Consider the following 20,118-nt stretch of genomic DNA (forward strand, 5'->3'; position numbering starts at 1 on the left):
TGATTTATCCTTTCGGTTTACATATAAGTGCTATAAAAAATGAAAACAATATCGCTGCGGAAATGCCCGCAGACGTTAAACTAAACATGCCAATACCAATTCCTAAATATCCATGTTTTTCTGCTGCATGCATTGCTCCGTGCAATAGTGAATGTCCAAAACTTGTAATAGGGACTGTCGCTCCAGCACCTGCAAACTTTATTAGTTTATCGTACAATCCAAATCCATCTAAAATTGCTCCGATGACTACAAAAGTTGCCATTAAATGAGCTGGTGTTAACTTTACGAAATCTAACAATAGTTGCCCAATTAAACAAATAGCTCCACCTACAAGAAATGCATATATAAAATCCACAATTCACTCTCCTTTAACTCTCTCAAATACGACACCATGTGCAATTGTTGGAATCGTTTCCTTCTGTTGCATCATCATCGGGTTTAATAATGCACCAGTCGCAACGACAAAAATTCGTTGTAAATTCCCTTTTTGCATCTCGTGTAATAAATGGCCATACGTAACAACTGCTGAACAAGCGCAACCACTACCACCTGCAAACACTTCTTCTTGACTTGATTCATAAATCATCAATCCACAATCATTGTATATATGCCCAAGATCATAACCTTCCTCAAGTAAAAGTTGTTTCGCAATCGGCGTCCCAACAGCTGATAAATCACCCGTAACAATCAAATCATAATCATCGGCACTTCTTCTTAAATCTTCAAAATGTTGTTGAATTGTATGAGCTGCTGCTGGAGCCATCGCTGCCCCCATATCCAAAGGATTTGTAATTCCTAAATCTTGCACTTTTCCGATTGTAGCTGACGTAATTTTAATTGCACTTTTTTCATTGCTAATTAATATAGATCCTGCACCAGTCACAGTTGAATTTGCTGTCCCTGGTTTTTGCCCACCGTACTCTGTTGGATAGCGAAATTGTCTTTCAGCCGTTGCATTATGACTGCTTACTGTAGCTAAGACACGATTTGCAAATCCACCGTCTATAAAAGCTGAGCCAACTGCTAAAGTCTCCATAGACGTCGCACAAGCGCTAAACATTCCTAAAAAAGGAATGCCCCACTTACGCGCAACATAATTTGCTGTCACTGTTTGATTTAATAAATCTCCCGCTAAAAAGAAATCAATTTGCGATGTTTTTATATTCCCTTTTTGCACTGCTTGTTGAATTGAGTCTGACATTAATCTTCGTTCGGCGAGCTCCCAATTTTCCTCTCCACAATGCAAGTCATCATATGAAATATCAAATTTTTTTCCAAGAGGGCCCTCAGCTTCTTTCGGACCGACAGCAGTGCCCGTTGCATTTACATATATATCATTTTGAAATACCCACGTTTGTTTTCCGGTCAACCTCATACTAGCCCCTCCTTTAAGACATAAAAATTTTAAAGGTATACCTTATTAACCCAATGATATATGCACCAACAACCCCAAATACAATCACACTTCCTGCCAGTTTAAACATATTTGTAGCAATCCCTAGAACAACCCCTTCGCTCTTATGTTCTAAGGCAGCGCTCGCCATAGAATTTGCAAATCCTGTTACCGGTACCGCTGATCCTGCTCCAGCAAATTGACCAATTTTATCATATACACCACACCCTGTTAAAATCGCGGATAATAAAACAAGGGTTGCAACAGTTGGGTTTCCCGCCTCTTGTTCACTGAAGTGAAAATAATGTATATAAAATTTCATCAATACTTCTCCAACTGTGCAAATGAGTCCACCTACAAGAAATGCTTTAATACAATTTAGTAAATAGTTTGGCTTTGGATGATACTCCTTCACTTTATTTATGTAATCATCCTTCAATTTCTGACTTGTCATTTATATACTGCCTCCTACTTTACGAAATAAATCCAGTGAAACAACGATCCTATTACTTTCCCAAGTACAAGAGCAACGAGTAAAACAATAATCTTCCCCTCTACCCCTACTCGTTTCGCTAAAATAGGTAGAACATTTAACACCTCTGTTAATGCTGCTGCAAGCATTCCAATGAACGTGCCACAAAATATCCCTAATATAACGAGCCAATATTGCGACGTTTGAAATGTAATGTTTTTCAAACTGCACCAAGCCCCTGTTAAAGTACCTGCAATGACTGCCCACTCAAAATATTGAATATGCTTTCCACTTCTCGTTAATTGGGCTAAACGGGGGATTATACCAAGTACAGCTAAAAATGCGACATATCCGCTACCTACCGCAATCCCTCCAGCTAAACCAATTAAAATAACAAATCCAGACTCAATCATCGGCAAGTTGTTTCATATTATCCTTGTTTTCATTAACGATTACATACTGATCAAGTGACTGTTGGTATTGAAACATCTCAACTTCTAGCGGACTTGGCTCTTCATTAATTCGCTTTTGAAATACATGATTAAAGAATAAAACCATCCCTAAGCCAAGACCTAAAGAATAAGGAATTTGAAATAAAAGTGGTTGCGCATTAAATTCTCCAGTAATCATGTAATATAACCGTTGATGTACTTGTTGCATACTTACATCTTCATGGAAATAAATGATCGCAAGGGCGGCTCCAATGAACAGTAACAGCCATACAAGCCCGAAAAAAATTGGGTGCGCCTTCTTTTTTTCGTATATAATTTCAACAAGAGTTTGTCCAGAACCGAGTAAATTAATTTGTACATGAGATGCTTTCTGTTGAATAATCTCAATTACTTTCATAACATCAATTACAACATGCGTCTTATCATGCGCTGTTATTTTGTAAACTATCTCATTTTGTAACAACTCAACTACGGAAGAATCTCCGGCAAGTTGAGCAACATCGCCCAGCTTTACTTCATAAGTAGGAGAAACTTTTAAACGATTGCGCATTTTAATATAAATCGTTTGTTCCAACTTTCATTCACCCCTTCACTCTTCCTCGTAGTTGTAGTATGGTTATTGAATTTTTTTCTAATACAATTTTTTCATAAAAAAACATCTGCACCATTTCGGTACAGATGTTTTTTACTTATGCCTTTTTCTTAAATAAGTTTGCAATACTTAATGCAAGCCCTCCCCAAATGACTACTATTCCAATAACCATCATCATAATTGCTGATCCACTCATTATGAAACACCTCGATCTTTCCATTCTTTTTCAAGCTTGGCAGAATCCGAATGTATTTGTGCATTCCATTTCTTTAGACTAATAATTAGCGCAACAATAAGGAAGGCTGCTGCTATCGACCAACCATACGTTACAACAAACTCAGTCGGATAATCTCCATAATTCTTTTTAATATTTTGGATTGTACCATCAATTAGCATATACCCTAACATAAGCGGAGTAATAACGAGTAAACTCACTCTCCAAAACGTTCCTAATTTAATATCAGATACAAAGTTTGCATGATTTTGATAAACTGGTAAACGACGTAAAATGAGCCCTATCGTCACTACTTCCGCAAGTGCAATTGTAATTAATCCGAAATTATTAGCGAAATAGTCGACAACATCTAAGAACATAAGCCCACCACGTGTTGCAAATACAAGAGAAACTAACACGAGAAGGGTTCCCATAATTCCAATGGTTTTTTCCCGACTTAAACTGAATTTTTCAGATACAGCGGCAAAACATACTTCCGCGAGTGAAATAAGTGATGTGATTCCAGCAACCGTTAACGATAAGAAAAATAATACACCAAACAACGGTGACATCGGCAATTCATTAATAATTTGCGGAAATACTACGAACGCAAGCCCAACGCCAGCACTTGCTACTTTATCAACCGGTACTCCCATATTATTCGCCATAAATCCAAGAGCTGCAAAGACCCCAATACCTGCTAATAATTCAAATCCTGAGTTTGCAAATCCAGTAATAAAGGCATTATTTGTTGTATCCGAGTTTTTCGGTAAATAACTAGAATACGTAATCATAATTCCAAATGCTAAAGATAAACTAAAGAATATTTGACCATAAGCAGCAAGCCATACTTTCCCATCAAAAATACGACTCCAATCTGGTTTAAAGAATGCATCTAGTCCTTGCATAGCACCTTCCATCGTCACTGCACGAACGACGATAATAAGGAACATAACAACTAATAAAGGAATAAATATACGGTTAACAACTTCGATTCCTTTTTTAACTCCTTTAAATGCAACGCCAAGCACAATAATCCAAACGAGAGCTAACGGAATTAATACTTCCGGTACAAGTCCTCCAAATTGTCCTGGCTTATCTGCAACATGTAAGTACTCTTTAAATAAAAATGATTGCGTGTCTTTTCCCCATGCTCCAGTAATTGCAAAGTATGTATACGATATAGACCAAGCAATAATCACTGCATAATATGTTGAAACGATAAATGTTACGCACATTTGCCACCATCCAATAAATTCGGCACGCGGGCTAATACGGAAAAATGTAAGTGGTGCTGAACCACGATGACGATGACCAAGGGCAAATTCAAACGCTAACAATGAAATACCAGTCGTTAATAATGCAAATAAGTACGGTAAAAAGAATGCTCCTCCTCCATTTTCATACGCTGTATAAGGAAAACGCCATATGTTTCCTAATCCAACGGCAGATCCGACCGCTGCGAAAATAAATCCAGCTCTCGTTCCCCATTGTTGCCTCGTTTCCATGTTTCCTTCCCCCTTTATGACAAGTTCATACTTGGATTATATTTCAAATTAACTAAATTATCAATAAATTCTGTTAATTTTTGCGAAAATTAACATCTCTCTCCTATTAACGGCATAAAAAAATCGAATAGACAATTATTCGTCTATTCGATCTTTCATCTGTTTTAATATTTTCTTTTCAAGTCTTGAAACTTGTACTTGCGAAATGCCTATGCGCTCTGCTACTTCTGACTGTGTTTGATCTTTATAGTAACGCAAGTATACAATTAAGCGCTCTCGTTCATCTAGTTCTCTAATCGCTTCTTTTAAAGCAATTTTATCGAACCATTTCGTTTCAGATTGATCTGCAATTTGATCTAAAATAGTGATTGGATCTCCATCGTTTTCATATACAGTTTCATGTATAGATGAAGGGGCCCGGCTCGCTTCTTGTGCTAGAACAACTTCCTCTGGCGTTAGTTCTAGTGCCTCTGCCACTTCATTAATCGTTGGAGCCCTTCCGAATTCTTTCGAAAGCTCATCTCTCATCTTTCGAATTTTGTTTCCTGTTTCTTTTAAAGACCTACTAACTTTCACTGATCCATCATCACGTAAGAAACGTTGTATTTCGCCAATAATCATTGGAACTGCATATGTTGAAAATTTCACGTCGAAAGATAAATCAAATTTATCTACCGATTTCAAGAGTCCAATACATCCAATTTGAAATAGGTCGTCTGGTTCGTATCCTCGATTAAGAAACCGCTGTACAACCGACCAAACGAGGCGCATATTACTTTGAACGATTGTATCTCTCGCTTGTTGATCTCCATCTTGACTTTTTTGAATTAACGCTTTTAGCTCGTGGTCCTTTAACTGAGGTTTCTTCTTCTCATTTTTGACCTCTATGTCCATAGGCTATTCTCCTTAATTGCATAGAGCGTTACTATTTGATAAGTATTTTGTCAAATGGATTGTTGTCCCGAAAGATTCGTTTGAAATAACTTCTACTTCATCCATAAAATTTTCCATGATAGTAAATCCCATTCCGGAACGCTCTAATTCAGGTTTAGTTGTAAAAAGGGGTTGTCTCGCTTCATCTAAGTTAAAGATTCCAATCCCTTCATCTCGAATCGTGAGTTTCACCATTGCTTCTTCCAAAATTACAGAAATATAAACAATACCTTCTGCATTTCCTTCGTATCCATGAATAATTGCATTTGTAACCGCTTCTGACACAACTGTTTTAATCTCCGTTAATTCTTCCATCGTTGGATCTAGTTGTGCAATGAAAGCCGCCACAGTAACGCGAGCGAACGATTCATTTTGACTTAATGCTGAAAATTGAAGGTTCATTTCATTTCTCATCTATGCCACCCCCAACGTCGCGAGCGCGTGCGCTTCACTTTCTTCTAAGCGAACAATTTTGAATAAGCCCGACATTTCAAATAAACGCTTAACAGGCGGTGAAATTGCACAAACAACCATTTCTCCACCTAATCCCTTTACGTGTTTATATCGGCCTAATATAACACCTAGACCAGAACTATCCATAAAAGATAAGTTCTCTAGGCTCAAAACAATATGATGAACACCATGTGTCTCAATCATATCTGTTACTTTCGTTCGCAACTCTTCAGCCGTATGATGATCTAATTCACCCTCTAGTCTCACACATAGGACGTCACGTTTTACTTCTAATTGCATGGAAAGACTCACACGATTTCCTCCTTATGCTCAAACTTTACTTATTCACATACATAAAGATTTTCGTGATACAAAATAAGAATCCTTCCTGCTGACAAAAGAAGAACTATTTCGTCATAAAGTGAAACCTTTCAGCATTATTCACTTACATACGAATAGAAAAGCGGCAAAATATTTGCCGCTATTTTGATGTTGAAAACATCCCAAAGCTTCTTTTAAATAACTCCCACCAGCTCGCTGCAGCAACATCTTCTTTTGCTACAATTGTTTGTTTTAATAAAACATCCTTATCTTTTTTAATAACAAGTGTACCAAGCGCGTCACCCTTTTTAATCGGTGCTTTTACTTTCTTTTCAGCAATTACTTCTTGTTTTACCTTGTCCATATTCTCGCCCTTCTTCATAAGAAGAGAAACATTATCTGATGCAACTAAATCTACTTTTTCTTTTTTCCCTTTCCCTACTTGAACTGTCTTAATTTTTTCGCCGCGCGTATACAATTTCTTTGTCATATATTGTCCAAATGCATAGTCAAGAAGCTTCGTCACTTGGTTGTTCCGTTCTTTTGATGTTGGTGCTCCCATGACAACTGAAATGATACGCATGCCATTTTTTTCAGCCGATGCTGTTAAACAATATTTCGCTTCTGTCGTAAAACCTGTTTTCACTCCATCTACGCCAGGATAAAAACGTACTAGCTTATTCGTATTAACGAGCCAAAACTTTTTATCCGTATCTTCACGTAAATAATCTTCGTACTTACCTGTGTATTTACGAATAAGTGGATACTTCATCAATTCTCTCGCCATTATAGCCATATCATTTGCTGTCGAATAATGGTCTTTGGCCGGAAGACCTGTTGGGTTTTGAAAATGTGTATTTTTCAGCCCTAGATCTTTCGCCTTTTTGTTCATCATATTTACAAATCCTTCTTCTGAACCTGCGATATGCTCGGCTACTGCAACAGATGCGTCATTTCCAGATGCAATTGCAATACCCTTTAACATCTCATTTACAGTCATCTCTTCCCCAGGTTCTAAAAAGATTTGCGATCCACCCATTGAAGCTGCATGTTCGCTCGCTCTAACTTTATCGGTCAGTTTTAGTTTTCCTTTTTCAACTTGTTCCATAATTAAAAGCATTGTCATAATCTTTGTCATACTAGCAGGTGGTAATTTTTCATTTGGGTTTTTATCAAATAAAACTTTACCTGTATCTTGCTCAATTACGATTGCTGACGACGCTTGTTCCACTAACTTCGGCGTTGTTTCTTCTGTTTTCTCCTGCTTCGTTTTCTCAGATTGTGCGAAACTCACTGAAGTTCCAGAAAGCAATAACATGAAACAAACAAGTATTCCAAAAACTCGCTTCATGACTAACCCTCCATTCTATATCAGACCTATTTTTTCCAATTTATCCTTTTTTAATACCAAATTTTTCTAACATTTTCAGTTGACAAACACATTCATCCCCTATATTGTATTAAGTGTATTACACGAAGTAGTACACTTAATACATATGAGGAAGGAGACATTGCTCTTGCATATTCAACTTGATCCAAGAAGCAACACTCCGATATGGGAACAAATTGTTCAAAATATAAAAGAACTCGTATTGAAAAACATATTGGCTCCAAGTGATAAACTTCCTTCTGTACGCGAACTCGCTTCTTTACTCGTTATAAATCCAAATACAGTGAGTAAAGCGTATCAAGAGTTAGAGCGACAAGGAATTATTGAAACGTTACGAGGAAAAGGAACATTTGTATCCCAATCGATTACCCCAACATTAGACGAAAGGAAAATCGCTATGGTTGAAAAGCAATTTCATCAATTACTATTAGAAGCCTCTTATCTTGGTATTACGAAAGATAAAATTCATGATTGGATAGATTCATACTATAAAGAGATTGGAGGGAATACAGATGTTGAAAGTGACAAACTTGAAGAAAACAATTGATAATCAAACAATTTTAGACGATGTTTCTTTCACATTGCAAAGAGGGAGTATCATCGGATTACTCGGAAGAAACGGTGCGGGGAAAACAACTTTATTGCGAACGATGGTCGGCATTTTGGACCCAGACGAGGGAACTGTTACATATGAGGATATCGACATCCATAAAAATCCTGAAACGAAACAAAAAATCGTATATGTTCCTGATTCTACTAATATACTGAACGGCTATACGATAAAAGAAATCGTAAAGTTTTATAAAGAAGTTTATACCGCATTTGATGAAACACATTTCTATGAACTGTTAGAACGTTTTAACTTACCAAACAAACGAATTCGTAGCTATTCAAAAGGCATGAAAGCACTGCTCGCCATCATTTTAGCCGTTTCTACAAAGGCAGAATATGTCATTTTAGATGAACCGACAAATGGACTTGATCCTATCGTGAAAAGGAAAATTTTACAGTTTCTCGTTGGAGAAGTTGCAGAAAAAGAGATTACCATTTTCATCTCCACTCATCATTTAGATGAAGTAGAACAAATTGCAGATACAATTATTATATTAAAAGGCCATACTATCTCGTCTATTACATCACTAGACGATGCAAAATCACGATTTGCAAAAATACAAGTAGCTTACGAACGTTCATTACCTCAAAAGCTAGAAAACTTAAGCAATATTAAAATATTAAATCAAACAGGAAAAGTATATACAATCTTAATTGAAGGAAATGTGGCAGCTACATTAGAAAAGTTTCATAAAGAACAGCCACTGCTCATTGAAGAATTAACAATGTCACTTGAAGATGTCTTCGTTACAACACTGGAGGAGGATGGGTATGTTTCATAAAGCATTGTGGATGTGGAATTGGAAGCGCGGGAAATATGCTGCGTTGCTTTTTTTCTTTAGTTCACTTTATTTTTTATCTTTCGAATACTATCAAGCAGCAGAAACTCAACAGTCTCTCTTTCTCCATCCAGAAAAAATAGGTGAAGAAAAGTTTTACTATCATTATTCTTTTTATTCTTCTAATAGCTTTGGGTTAGGTATTATTACAATTATCCTATCCTGTATATTAATTGGCTGGGAGCGAAGTAATCAAAATGGAGATTCACTTATGACATTTCCATTTAAAAGACGTGATATGTTCTTATCGAAATGGGTTTTCGGTGGATTTTTCATTGTACTATCATTTCTAATCAATTGGGGTCTTATGTATTTTATTTATAAATCTACGATTCACTTTGAATATCAATCTTTCGAACCATTTCATCGATATTTCCTGTATGCAATTTTCACATATATCGCTATCTATACTGTCTCTTTATGTATAGGTACATTTACTGGCAGTATTATTTCACAAAGCATCTTCAGCATTACTTTTTGCATAATGGGAATGGGAATCTTTTCACTCTTACTCCTTTTCTTTACAGCTCACGCTGAGGCAATACAGGGGAATAAAAGTTATACGAATTTCGAAAACATTTATAAATTCAATAAAAAGACCAACATTTCAAGCGCTATATTAGACTTTTCAATTAGTTATAATTACCACCCTACTGTCCAATCAGATGAAGATCATGGAAAAGTAATACAAAGGGGACCCACTTTTCATAGTTACTACTCTGCAAAAGTAATACTTGTTCCTATCTTCTATACTATTTCCAGCTTACTAATTGGTATGTTTCTTTATGCACGATCACCTAATGAACATAATAAGAAAATTTTCCTTTTTCAAAAATACAACTCACTCTGGATGTGGGGTACTACCTTTTATTTTGCATTAATAGGTGGGCAAATGTTAAAACGTTTTGATTTATTATTTAGTTACTATGTTGGATTCTTTTTATTTGGAATCGTCACTTATTTTATATTATCACGTCTTACAAACTATAAAGTTTTTTAAAGGAGAGATCCTATGTTTCAAAAAGCATTATGGGTGCATACCTACAAACAAAGTAAATATATTGTTTGGCTATTTTGGTTAGTAAGTTTTTATGTACTATCATATAAATACTATTTAGCAGCTGCCGAGCAATTAAAATATTTTCATGAACATAATGAATGGAAATATATATACCGGTACAATTATCAACTTTCACTTCCCGATGCTATTATGGTTCAAGGAGGACTCCTTATTATATTAGCCTGCATTCTTATTGGATGGGAGCGTCAAAATCAATCAAGTGACATTTTATGGTCTATGCCATTTAAACGGAAACATCTCTTCATGACAAAATGGCTTTTTGGTGTGTGTAATATTGTAGCTATCGTTATATTGAATTGGGGACTTTTTGCTATTATGAAAAAGACAACTTTTCATAATAAGTATCAAATATTTTCACCATTTCATACCTATTTCTTATACATGTTTATCATCTTAATTGCTATATATACACTTGCATTATGCATAGGAACAATTGCTGGTAATATGATTTCACAAGGATTCTTCAGTGTTGCTATACTTGGATTCCCTTTTATTTTGCCAACTCTAATTGCCGGAGCTATTTCTATTCATACGGTTGGACTTATTTCCAATCATCCCGTCTATACGGAGGAGCATGTAGATCGTTACGGTTCAGTAATAGAAAAAGTGAGTATTTTAGCGCCTGTTCGCGGATTCAATATTAATTTTAATTACGATCCTCAACGTGCTTATACTGATCAACAAGGCGTACGTCATAATGAACCTAATTTTACGTACATTCCTTCAGCAACAAAACTTATCGGTCCAATCGCAAATATACTTATTTTATTACCTTTAGGAATGTACTTATATACAAGATCACCTAATGAACAAAACGGAAACTTCCTATTATATCCAAAACTCAAAACACTATGTATGATATGTTGTGTAATCTTTATTGGAATGTTTGGAGGAATGGCAGCGGGAGGAAGTCATTCTATCGTAAATTATTATATTGGTTTTATAGGGACCAGTACGATAGTCTACCTACTATTATCTCGCTTATTAAAATTCAGATTTTCTTGGCGTGTGAAATAACCTCCTTTTAAAGGAGGTTATTTCACATTCTCTCTCCTATCTCCGTACACCATCTCTTCTTTCATCCCAAATCCATCACCATTTTGCACAATTTGCTCTGTCGGTGCAACTACACTTTCAGCAATTTTCCATTCCCCACGCTCTTTCACAAATACTTGTAGAAAATAGTTCATGCCATCTAGTTGATATGCATTTTCTTTTTTCACATTATAGTGAATCGCAATGTAGTATACTTGAATGTTTTCTTTTCCTGCTTTTGATACGTATTGCGATAATCTCGGTATATAGAGGGCCGCTTTCTGAAAAGGTAGTTGTTTCGCTTTAACAAGCGATGAACTTGTTACATTACGTAATGTGTCCTGATTACGAATATTATCGCTATGGTGGAATAATACTGCGTTTTGCATAGAACGAACCCATAATTTCGAATATAAGACTGTATTATCGGTTTCAATGTACTTCACTTCTTTTCGTACCACTTGGATAGGCGTATCTGCGTACGTAAATGTTTGAAAATAGAAAAAACCACCAAATAAAATGGTAAGTGCAGCAATATATTTCATAATCTTTCCTCCGATCTTTTAATTAAAGTATCGGAGTTTCAAAATATTTTTATTCAAAAGAAAAAGGATAGGAATGCTTTCGCTTCCTATCCTCATTTATTATAATACGCGGCCAAATAGTTCTAAGACCATTTCTATTTCTTGGTCGCTCCAACCTTTAAATCTCTCTTTATAATATTCTTTACGCACAGCTTCAAGTTTTTCAGTTACTTCTCTTCCGTGCTCTGTAATTTCTAAGTACACGATTCGACGATCTGAATTAGAACGTTTTCTTTCTACTAATCCTTTTCGTACGAGACGATCTGTAACAGCTGTAATATGACTGGAGGTTACGTTTACTTCACTCGCAATTTGCGAAGCCATCTGTGGACTCTTTAAAAATAACGCACGTAATACAGAAAATTCATTATATGGCATATGTTCTGCAAAACGTGTATTAATATCATTTTGTAATAAACGTATCATTTTTCGAAATGATGCAGATAAATCTAAAATCAGTGTTTCTCTTTTTTCGTTCAATAGCCTCGTCCCTTTTTTATCATATTTACACATATTATAATCTATAAATACCTATGTTGTACATGCTTTCTTTCCTCAACATTCTCATTTATGTAACTTTTTTCATATAAATTTCTTTTTTGTTCACACATATACATATAAAAAGGATGGTGATGGAAAATGCAGGGTGGAATGAATCCTTATTTACACAACGTACGCACAGCTAATACTGGTAAAGAAGCTACTATTACTGTACAAGGCGAAGGCGTTGTCAAAGCAAAACCGAATGTTGTTATATTAACGCTTGGCATTCGAACAGATGATAAAAATGTAAAACAGGCTCAAGAAGAAAATGCAGTGCAATCCAAACAATTGCTGGATGCACTTAAACAGCTTGGTATTGCCGATAAAGATATAGAAACGATTTCTTATACGATTACTCCTCAATACGAATATGTAAATGATAAAGCATTGCTACAAGGATACCGTGTGGAGCATTTGTATGAAATTACCGTTTTAAATGTACAAAAAGCTGGGGAAGTATATGATATAGCCGTTTCAAATGGCGCAAATGTAGCAAAAGGTTTACGTTTCCGAGTATCTCATCCAAATAAATATTATGAGCAAGCTCTCATTCAAGCTCTGCACCAAGCAGTAGAAAAAGCTCGTGCTATTGCGAGTACATATAATTTAAATATTAATCCTGTTCCCCTCTCATTCGTTGAAGAATCTGCCCAATTACCACGGGAGGTTACGTCTTATGCTACTTTACATGCGCAAGCAGCCCCGCCCATTCAATCGGGTGAATTAGAAATCATTTCATCCATACGGGCTATTTTTACGTATTTATAACGAATTCTCTTTACAAGTAAACGTTATCATTTTACTTGTTGTAAAAACATGATGTTCTGATATAATAAAGAACGGTGAGCTCTTACAAAAGAGATATCACGGGTGGGAGAGGGATATGAAAAAGAAGGTTTAACATGAAAGGAATACTTGAAAGAACATTTAAATTAGGTTTACACGAAACATCACCAAAACAAGAAGTTTTAGCTGGAGTTACGTCATTTTTCACAATCGTATATATTATGATTGTAAATGCGTCAATCTTATCAGATGCTGGCATTCCTCTTGAAGCTGGAATTTTAGCAACTGTTTTTAGTTCATTTGTCGGATGTCTACTCATGGCATTTTGGGCAAATGCACCTGCTATTCTTGTCCCGGGTATGGGTGTAAATGCATTCTTCACGTACACAGCTGTGCATACGCTTGGACTAACTTGGCAAGAAGCATTGGCTGCTGTCTTTATCTCTGGTATTATTTTTGCAATTGCCGCTTTTACACCAATCGCTCGCGTGCTATCAGTATCAATTCCAAAGTCATTAAAGGAAGCGATTACTGTCGGCATCGGATTATTTTTAGCGTTTATCGGATTGCAAAAAGGTGGTTTAGTCGTTTCGAACCCAAATACTGCTGTGGCAATGGGGAAATTAAGTAATCCTGTCGTTCTTGCGACATTACTTACTCTTATCATTGCACTTGTATTATTTATTCGTAACGTACGTGGAAACTTTTTATGGACGATTGCAATAGGAACTGGTATCGCCTGGCTATTTGGTCTTGTGGATACGAGTCAAGTGGGAAGTAGTTCATTCTCATTCGCCAATTACGGTGATGTGTTTGGAGCTATGTCATTTGGGAAACTTTCTTCCTTACCATTTTGGATTGCAACATTCTCTTTAAGCATGGTGCTTATTTTTGAGAACATGGGACTTCTGCACGGTTTATTAGAAGATGATCGTAAATTCCCACGTGCTTACCAAGCCAATGCAATTTCAGCAATGACATGTGGTCTATTTGGCACAAGTCCTACCGTTTCAACAGTAGAAAGTGCCGCAGGTATTACTGCAGGTGGTAAGACAGGTCTGACGTCTATCGTTACTGGGTTGCTATTTTTTGCATCACTGTTTGCTCTTCCATTTGTCAAATTAATTCCTGATAGTGCCATTGCACCCATCTTAATTATTATTGGCGGTCTGATGATTACAAGCATTCAACAAATTCCTCTGAATGATTTTTCAGAAGGATTTCCAGCATTCTTAATTATCGTTATGATCCCGCTCACATATAGTATCGCTGATGGCATTGCGTTCGGATTTATTGCTTACCCTATCTTAAAAGTTGCTCTTGGAAAGCGTAAAGAAGTCGCACCATCTATGTATATCATTACATGCTTATTCTTAGCTATGTTTGTATTACATGCTATTGGTTAAAAAAACACCGAGGAAATCCTCGGTGTTTTTTTACTTAAACCATCCTTTTTTATAAAACCAGGCCATCATTCCGCCGCCAATTAGTGCCATAATAAGTAGACAAATAAAATAACTATATTGTCCACCAAGCTCTGGCATATGCGTAAAGTTCATTCCATATACTCCCGCAATAAATGTTAATGGCATGAAAATAGTCGAGAATACAGTTAATGTTTTCATAATGTTATTCATATGATGTGAGTTTAATGAAAAATAACTATCCCGAATATCTGCTGTTAACTCTCGGCTTGCCTCAATCATTTCTGTTAGTTTAAGCAAATGATCATGTATATCTTTAAAGTAAATTTCATGATCGCTTATACCGTAAAAACGAGTCGAATTTAAAATACGATATAATAAATCACGCATCGGAATAATTGTACGCCTTAGCTTTGATAAATCTGCACGTATATCAAATACCTCTTCTAATACACTTCCTGCTGTCTCCCCCGTTAAATTATCATCAATTGCATTTAAATGATCCTCAATGTAATATACAGGCGCAAAATAGTCATCTACAATTTGGTCGATAATTGTATGAGCTACGTGTAAAGGACTATTTTTAATACGCTTCTTTTCTCCAAGTGTTTTCCATACTCTTTCGATTGCATTGTTATGAGAAAAGTGGAAAGAAACAATATAACGATCACTAATAAATAAATCGATTTCGTGCGGTTCTAGTCCATCTTCCCCAAATGCATGAAGAACTAAAAAGTTATATCCATCATAAAAATCAACTTTTGGCCTCTGTACATATTCTATACAGTCTTCAATTGCAAGGGGATGGAACTTAAAATGGTCTTGCAGAATATATGTATACTCTTCTTTCGTTGGCTTATATAAATCTAGCCAATACCATACAATATGGTCTTTCTTTGTTTCTTCTAGCGAAACATCATATAATACTTCATCTGTTTTTGTTACTGCACAAATTCTAATCATAATTTCACCCATTATTATTATAAACAAAAAATAGTAAAAAAAGCCAAGGAGAAATCTCCTCAGCTTTTTTTATTACTTCGTTACGATACTGTGTACTAAAGTTGGTGCATCTACATGTTCTTTAGAAATCTTCATGTTCTCATAAATTTTCGCTTTTACATCTTCAACATTTTCGCGGTTTGCGTAAATTGTAACAAGGGATTCACCTTGCTTCACGCTATCGCCTACTTTTTTGCGCAGCATTAGACCAACTGCTAAATCAATTTCAGACTCTTTCGTTGCACGTCCTGCTCCTAAAAGCATTGCTGCTGTTCCGATTTCGTCTGCAACGATTTCTGATACATATCCGTCTTCTTTCGCTTCCACTTCAATTTTAAATTGTGCTTGTGGCAATTTAGAAGGATCATCAACAACAGATGCGTCGCCGCCTTGAGCTGATAAGAACGTTTTAAATGATTCTAGCGCTTTTCCGTTGTTCATTACTTCAATTAGCTTTTCACGTGCATCTTCTAAAGATGAAGCTTGTCCAGCAAGGTACACCATTTGACTTCCAAGTGTTAAACATAACTCTTCTAAATCTTTCGGCCCTTTACCTTGTAATGTATCAATTGCTTCTTGTACTTCTAGTGCGTTACCAATAGCTTCACCAAGTGGTTGACTCATATCCGAAATAACTGCCATCGTGTTACGACCAACGTTATTACCGATACGTACCATTGCTTCTGCTAAACGTTTTGCATCTTCATCCGTTTTCATAAATGCACCTGCTCCAGTTTTTACATCAAGAACAATTGCATCTGCACCAGCAGCAATTTTTTTACTCATAATCGAACTTGCAATAAGCGGAATTGAGTTTACTGTTGCTGTTACATCACGAAGTGCATATAACTTTTTATCAGCAGGTGTTAAGTTACCACTTTGGCCGATAACTGCGATTTTGTTTTCATTTACAAGACGCATGAATTCATCGTTTTCAATTTCCACATGGAATCCTGGGACTGCTTCTAATTTATCAATTGTACCACCAGTATGTCCTAAACCGCGTCCAGACATTTTCGCTACTGGTACATCTAAAGCAGCTACTAATGGACCTAATACAAGTGTCGTTGTATCACCAACACCACCTGTTGAATGCTTATCTACTTTTACACCTTCAATAGCTGATAAGTCGATTGTATCACCGCTATTTACCATTGCCATCGTTAAATCAGCACGCTCTTGATCGTTCATATCTTGGAAGAAAATTGCCATTGCAAGTGAACTTACTTGATAATCAGGAATATCACCATTTGTATATCCTTCAACAATAAAGTTAATTTCTTCTGTCGTTAATGCATGTCCGTCACGTTTTTTTGCAATTAGGTCCACCATTCTCATTGTGAGGTCACCCCTTCATTTGTTTTACGATTGCTTTTACTAATGCTAAGAAGTTCGCTTTAACACGTTCTGTCGTTTCAATTACTTCATCGTGGTGAAGTGGCTGATCTAAAATACCAGCTGCCATATTTGAAATACAAGAAATACCTAATACTTTCATACCAGCATGACGCGCTACAATTACTTCAGGTACTGTTGACATACCAACTGCATCTCCGCCAAGTGTACGAAGCATACGAATTTCAGCAGGTGTTTCATATACAGGACCTGTCATTCCTACGTATACACCTTCTTGTACTTTAATATTTAAGTCTGCTGCAACTTGTTTCGCCATTTCGCGAAGTTCTACCGTATATGACGTAGACATATCAGGGAAACGTACGCCCATTTCAGAATCATTTGGTCCGATTAATGGATTCGTACCCATGAAGTTAATGTGGTCTGAGATTAACATAAGATCGCCTGGCTCAAATGATATATTTACACCACCAGCTGCGTTTGTTACAACAACTGTTTCTACACCTAGTTCTTTCATAACACGAACTGGGAATGTTACTTTTTGCATGTCGTATCCTTCATAGAAGTGGAAACGTCCTTGCATTGCTACTACTGTTACACCTTGAAGTGTACCGAATACTAGTTGACCTGCATGGCCTTCTACAGTTGATACTGGGAACTCAGGGATTTCACTGTAAGGTACTGTTACTGCGTTCTCAATTTCGTCTGCTAATACACCTAGTCCTGATCCAAGGATTAGTCCTACTTGTGGTGTCTCTTGAAATTTCTCTTTTAAGTATGAAGCTGATTTTGTAATAAGTTCACGATTCATTTGTTTATCCCCCTATTTCTTTAGCTCGTTTAAGAAGCTTGTTCCGTATTCTGGCATTTTCACACCGAAGTTTTCTGCTACTGTTGCACCAATATCAGCAAATGTTTGACGAAGTGGTAACTCTTGTCCGCCTTCTTTCATGCTTGGGCTATATGCTAATAATGGTACATATTCACGTGTATGGTCAGTACCAGGATGAATTGGATCATTACCGTGGTCTGCTGTAATTAGTAATAAATCATCTTCTTTTAGTTTTGCGAATACTTCTGGAAGACGTGCATCATATTCTTGCAGAGCTTCTCCGTATCCTTGTGGATCACGGCGGTGGCCGAATAATGCATCAAAGTCAACTAAGTTTAAGAAGCTAAGACCTGTAAAGTCCATATTTAATGTATCTACAAGCTTATCCATTCCATCCATGTTAGACTTCGTACGAAGTGATTCCGTTACCCCTTCGCCATCATAAATATCAGAGATTTTACCAATAGCAATTACATCGTAGTCACTATCTTTTAATTCATTCATTACTGTACGGCCGAATGGTTTTAGTGCATAGTCATGACGGTTTGGTGTACGTGTAAAGTTTCCAGGTTCACCAACGAATGGACGAGCAATAACACGACCTACCATGTATTTCTCATCTAATGTTAATTCACGTGCAATTTTACAGATTTTATATAACTCATCAAGTGGCACTACTTCTTCGTGTGCTGCAATTTGTAATACGCTATCAGCAGAAGTATAAACGATTAAAGAGCCTGTTTCCATTTGCTCTTGACCAAGTTCATCAAGAATCTCAGTTCCTGAAGCTGGCTTATTACCGATAATTTTACGGCCTGTTTTTTCTTCTAATTCATCAAGTAATTCTTTCGGGAATCCTTCCGGGAACACTTGGAATGGTGTATCAATGTAAAGGCCCATGATTTCCCAGTGACCTGTCATTGTATCTTTACCAGTAGATTTCTCTTGCATTTTTGTGTAATATCCAAGTGGTTTCTCTACTTTAGAGATACCTTTCATTTCTCGAATGTTACCAAGACCTAATTTCACCATGTTAGGCATTTGTAACCCATTCATATGTTCAGCAATGTGACCAATTGTGTCAGATCCTAAATCACCAAATTGCTCAGCATCTGGTGCTTCACCGATTCCCACAGAGTCCATTACGACTAGGAATATACGTTTATATTTATTCATAACTGCGACCTCCTATAAGTTCAGTTCTACTTCTTGTAGTATGTTCAAAACGCTATAAAGTGAAACTGTTATCCAAAAGAATTCTCATTGTCAAACAGTACTTCTTTAAATCATTTTCTAACCTATTTCGTTTACTTGAAACGATTCAAAAACATTTCTAGTTTTTTCTAAGTCAGATGTCAGACATCTGATACTGATATCATAACATGTTTACGCTTTCTTTTTAATACATTTTCGTAGAATTTCTCATTTTCTTCACACTTCTATTGTAATCCATTCTGCAACGAAGTGCTAATTTTTTTATGATTTATTTCTTCATATTAAAAATAAAAAGTAGCTCTAAAGAGCTACTTTTTATTTTACTTCTATTGTTTCTTCTTTATGTTCATGCAATTCGCCTTTTCTTACATGTACTTTCACTTTGTAAGCACCGTTCTCTTTGAAAGTATGTTTTGTTTCATACTCTCCTTTATTCCCTTCTTTCGCTGGAATAAATTCGTGTTTTTCAACACCATCTTTCCAAATCTCTAGTTGTACTTCAGCACCAGTTAGGGCTTCTTCTTTTTGTTTTAAATGAACTTTCATTGTAGATTCAGCATTTGCCTTTATGTCTCCAGCCATAAGATGGATCATTGTGTCACTTTTATGATCTCCATGTCCTGCACTGTGATCACTATTTTCTTTTTTTGCATCTTTTACTTTCGCATTTCCTACAGCAACTTTTACTTCTGGCATAACGTGCATTTCACGTGCATTTGTGTGAGCGATAATATGGTATACTCCATCCGTTTCGAATGTTTTCTCTACTGCATAAACACCTTTTCCTTTATGCTTACCATCTAACATCTCGTGTTTTTCGTCGCCATCTTTCCAAATTTCAAACTTTACATCATCGGCATCCGTTACTTTTTCTTTCCCTTGTGTAACAAGTGCTTGTACTTCTGTTTTTTCACCTGGTTTAATTTCTTTCGGATTTGTTTGTACTGCTACTTTTACAGCTTCAAGTTTCTGTTCTTTTTTCGGTTCTTCTTTGTTTGTATTACAGCCAGCCAACGCTAGCATCGCGATAAATAAAGTTATAATCAGTTTTTTCATCATCATTTCCTCCTTTATACTTTAT

Annotated in this window: 24 protein-coding genes; 6 read left to right on the top strand and 18 right to left on the bottom strand. The window is 36.2% G+C overall.

Going from position 1 to position 20,118, the window contains the following annotated elements; translation table 11 throughout:
- Positions 1 to 4: 4 nt before the first annotated feature.
- From spoVAE to dacF, 11 genes are all read right to left on the bottom strand, one after another.
- Entirely contained in the window at positions 5 to 355 is a 351-nt protein-coding gene (gene spoVAE, locus EBQ15_RS00880; protein ID WP_000345904.1) for a stage V sporulation protein AE, read from the bottom strand.
- A 3-nt stretch (positions 356 to 358) separates the two neighbouring features.
- A complete protein-coding gene (gene spoVAD, locus EBQ15_RS00885; protein WP_001241161.1) occupies positions 359 to 1,375 on the bottom strand; it encodes a stage V sporulation protein AD in 1,017 nt (338 codons plus the stop codon).
- Positions 1,376 to 1,388: 13 nt separating this feature from the next.
- Positions 1,389 to 1,847, bottom strand: a complete 459-nt coding sequence (gene spoVAC, locus EBQ15_RS00890) for a stage V sporulation protein AC (RefSeq protein ID WP_000203810.1) — start codon at positions 1,845 to 1,847, stop codon at positions 1,389 to 1,391.
- Between the two features lie 14 nt (positions 1,848 to 1,861).
- Positions 1,862 to 2,278, bottom strand: a complete 417-nt coding sequence (gene spoVAB / locus EBQ15_RS00895; protein WP_000572936.1) for a stage V sporulation protein SpoVAB — start codon at positions 2,276 to 2,278, stop codon at positions 1,862 to 1,864.
- Positions 2,271 to 2,891, bottom strand: coding sequence for a stage V sporulation protein AA (locus EBQ15_RS00900; protein ID WP_000438367.1), 621 nt, complete (start codon positions 2,889 to 2,891; stop codon positions 2,271 to 2,273). The genes spoVAB and EBQ15_RS00900 overlap by 8 nt, the downstream gene beginning before the upstream one ends.
- Positions 2,892 to 3,006: 115 nt before the next feature.
- Positions 3,007 to 3,105, bottom strand: a complete 99-nt coding sequence (locus tag EBQ15_RS00905) for a methionine/alanine import family NSS transporter small subunit (protein ID WP_000016826.1) — start codon at positions 3,103 to 3,105, stop codon at positions 3,007 to 3,009.
- Positions 3,105 to 4,631, bottom strand: a complete 1,527-nt coding sequence (locus EBQ15_RS00910; RefSeq protein ID WP_000450089.1) for a sodium-dependent transporter — start codon at positions 4,629 to 4,631, stop codon at positions 3,105 to 3,107. Before EBQ15_RS00910 ends, EBQ15_RS00905 begins: the two co-directional genes overlap by 1 nt.
- Before the next feature lie 135 nt (positions 4,632 to 4,766).
- A complete protein-coding gene (gene sigF, locus EBQ15_RS00915; RefSeq protein WP_000350729.1) occupies positions 4,767 to 5,525 on the bottom strand; it encodes an RNA polymerase sporulation sigma factor SigF in 759 nt (252 codons plus the stop codon).
- Between the two features lie 12 nt (positions 5,526 to 5,537).
- Positions 5,538 to 5,978, bottom strand: a complete 441-nt coding sequence (spoIIAB, locus tag EBQ15_RS00920) for an anti-sigma F factor (RefSeq protein WP_001243398.1) — start codon at positions 5,976 to 5,978, stop codon at positions 5,538 to 5,540.
- Entirely contained in the window at positions 5,979 to 6,329 is a 351-nt protein-coding gene (gene spoIIAA, locus EBQ15_RS00925) for an anti-sigma F factor antagonist (RefSeq protein ID WP_000059135.1), read from the bottom strand.
- Positions 6,330 to 6,498: 169 nt separating this feature from the next.
- Positions 6,499 to 7,689 carry a serine-type D-Ala-D-Ala carboxypeptidase DacF gene (dacF, locus tag EBQ15_RS00930; protein WP_000832004.1) on the bottom strand — a complete coding sequence of 397 codons (1,191 nt, stop codon included), beginning with the start codon at positions 7,687 to 7,689 and terminating at the stop codon, positions 6,499 to 6,501.
- Positions 7,690 to 7,855: 166 nt separating this feature from the next.
- Between dacF and EBQ15_RS00940 the strand changes: the two genes are divergently transcribed.
- From EBQ15_RS00940 to EBQ15_RS00955, 4 genes are read left to right on the top strand one after another with little or no spacing between them, the layout of a single operon-like run.
- A complete protein-coding gene (locus EBQ15_RS00940; RefSeq protein ID WP_000548022.1) occupies positions 7,856 to 8,275 on the top strand; it encodes a GntR family transcriptional regulator in 420 nt (139 codons plus the stop codon).
- Positions 8,241 to 9,122 carry an ABC transporter ATP-binding protein gene (locus tag EBQ15_RS00945; protein WP_000922107.1) on the top strand — a complete coding sequence of 294 codons (882 nt, stop codon included), beginning with the start codon at positions 8,241 to 8,243 and terminating at the stop codon, positions 9,120 to 9,122. The genes EBQ15_RS00940 and EBQ15_RS00945 overlap by 35 nt, the downstream gene beginning before the upstream one ends.
- Positions 9,112 to 10,179: an ABC transporter permease gene (locus tag EBQ15_RS00950; protein WP_000468516.1), complete on the top strand. Its 1,068-nt coding sequence runs from the start codon at positions 9,112 to 9,114 to the stop codon at positions 10,177 to 10,179. Before EBQ15_RS00945 ends, EBQ15_RS00950 begins: the two co-directional genes overlap by 11 nt.
- Before the next feature lie 12 nt (positions 10,180 to 10,191).
- A complete protein-coding gene (locus EBQ15_RS00955; protein ID WP_000486560.1) occupies positions 10,192 to 11,277 on the top strand; it encodes an ABC-2 transporter permease in 1,086 nt (361 codons plus the stop codon).
- A 17-nt stretch (positions 11,278 to 11,294) separates the two neighbouring features.
- Here the strand turns inward: EBQ15_RS00955 and EBQ15_RS00960 are convergent, their stop codons facing one another.
- Positions 11,295 to 11,840 carry a hypothetical protein gene (locus EBQ15_RS00960; RefSeq protein WP_000873783.1) on the bottom strand — a complete coding sequence of 182 codons (546 nt, stop codon included), beginning with the start codon at positions 11,838 to 11,840 and terminating at the stop codon, positions 11,295 to 11,297.
- 99 nt (positions 11,841 to 11,939) lie between these two features.
- Positions 11,940 to 12,359 (bottom strand): MarR family winged helix-turn-helix transcriptional regulator, encoded by a 420-nt coding sequence (locus tag EBQ15_RS00965; RefSeq protein WP_001003305.1) that lies wholly within the window; start codon positions 12,357 to 12,359, stop codon positions 11,940 to 11,942.
- 159 nt (positions 12,360 to 12,518) lie between these two features.
- On the opposite strand from EBQ15_RS00965, the gene EBQ15_RS00970 reads away from it, so the two are divergent.
- Together EBQ15_RS00970 and EBQ15_RS00975 are read left to right on the top strand one after the other, a co-directional pair.
- A complete protein-coding gene (locus tag EBQ15_RS00970) occupies positions 12,519 to 13,190 on the top strand; it encodes an SIMPL domain-containing protein (protein WP_001161448.1) in 672 nt (223 codons plus the stop codon).
- Positions 13,191 to 13,324: 134 nt separating this feature from the next.
- The gene (locus EBQ15_RS00975) at positions 13,325 to 14,614 is read left to right on the top strand and encodes an NCS2 family permease (protein WP_000676242.1); all 1,290 of its coding nucleotides are present in this window, start codon (positions 13,325 to 13,327) and stop codon (positions 14,612 to 14,614) included.
- 30 nt (positions 14,615 to 14,644) lie between these two features.
- Here the strand turns inward: EBQ15_RS00975 and corA are convergent, their stop codons facing one another.
- From corA to EBQ15_RS01000, 5 genes are all read right to left on the bottom strand, one after another.
- Entirely contained in the window at positions 14,645 to 15,607 is a 963-nt protein-coding gene (gene corA / locus EBQ15_RS00980; RefSeq protein WP_002000765.1) for a magnesium/cobalt transporter CorA, read from the bottom strand.
- A 60-nt stretch (positions 15,608 to 15,667) separates the two neighbouring features.
- Positions 15,668 to 16,972 (bottom strand): pyrimidine-nucleoside phosphorylase, encoded by a 1,305-nt coding sequence (locus tag EBQ15_RS00985; protein WP_001243071.1) that lies wholly within the window; start codon positions 16,970 to 16,972, stop codon positions 15,668 to 15,670.
- Between the two features lie 7 nt (positions 16,973 to 16,979).
- Positions 16,980 to 17,801 (bottom strand): purine-nucleoside phosphorylase, encoded by an 822-nt coding sequence (locus EBQ15_RS00990; protein ID WP_001078441.1) that lies wholly within the window; start codon positions 17,799 to 17,801, stop codon positions 16,980 to 16,982.
- A 12-nt stretch (positions 17,802 to 17,813) separates the two neighbouring features.
- The gene (gene deoB, locus EBQ15_RS00995; protein WP_001046079.1) at positions 17,814 to 18,998 is read right to left on the bottom strand and encodes a phosphopentomutase; all 1,185 of its coding nucleotides are present in this window, start codon (positions 18,996 to 18,998) and stop codon (positions 17,814 to 17,816) included.
- 354 nt (positions 18,999 to 19,352) lie between these two features.
- Entirely contained in the window at positions 19,353 to 20,093 is a 741-nt protein-coding gene (locus tag EBQ15_RS01000) for a FixH family protein (RefSeq protein ID WP_000733458.1), read from the bottom strand.
- Positions 20,094 to 20,118: the final 25 nt, after the last annotated feature.

The sequence above is a fragment of the Bacillus sp. 2D03 genome (genome assembly GCF_003946765.1).
Taxonomy (GTDB): domain Bacteria; phylum Bacillota; class Bacilli; order Bacillales; family Bacillaceae_G; genus Bacillus_A; species Bacillus_A cereus.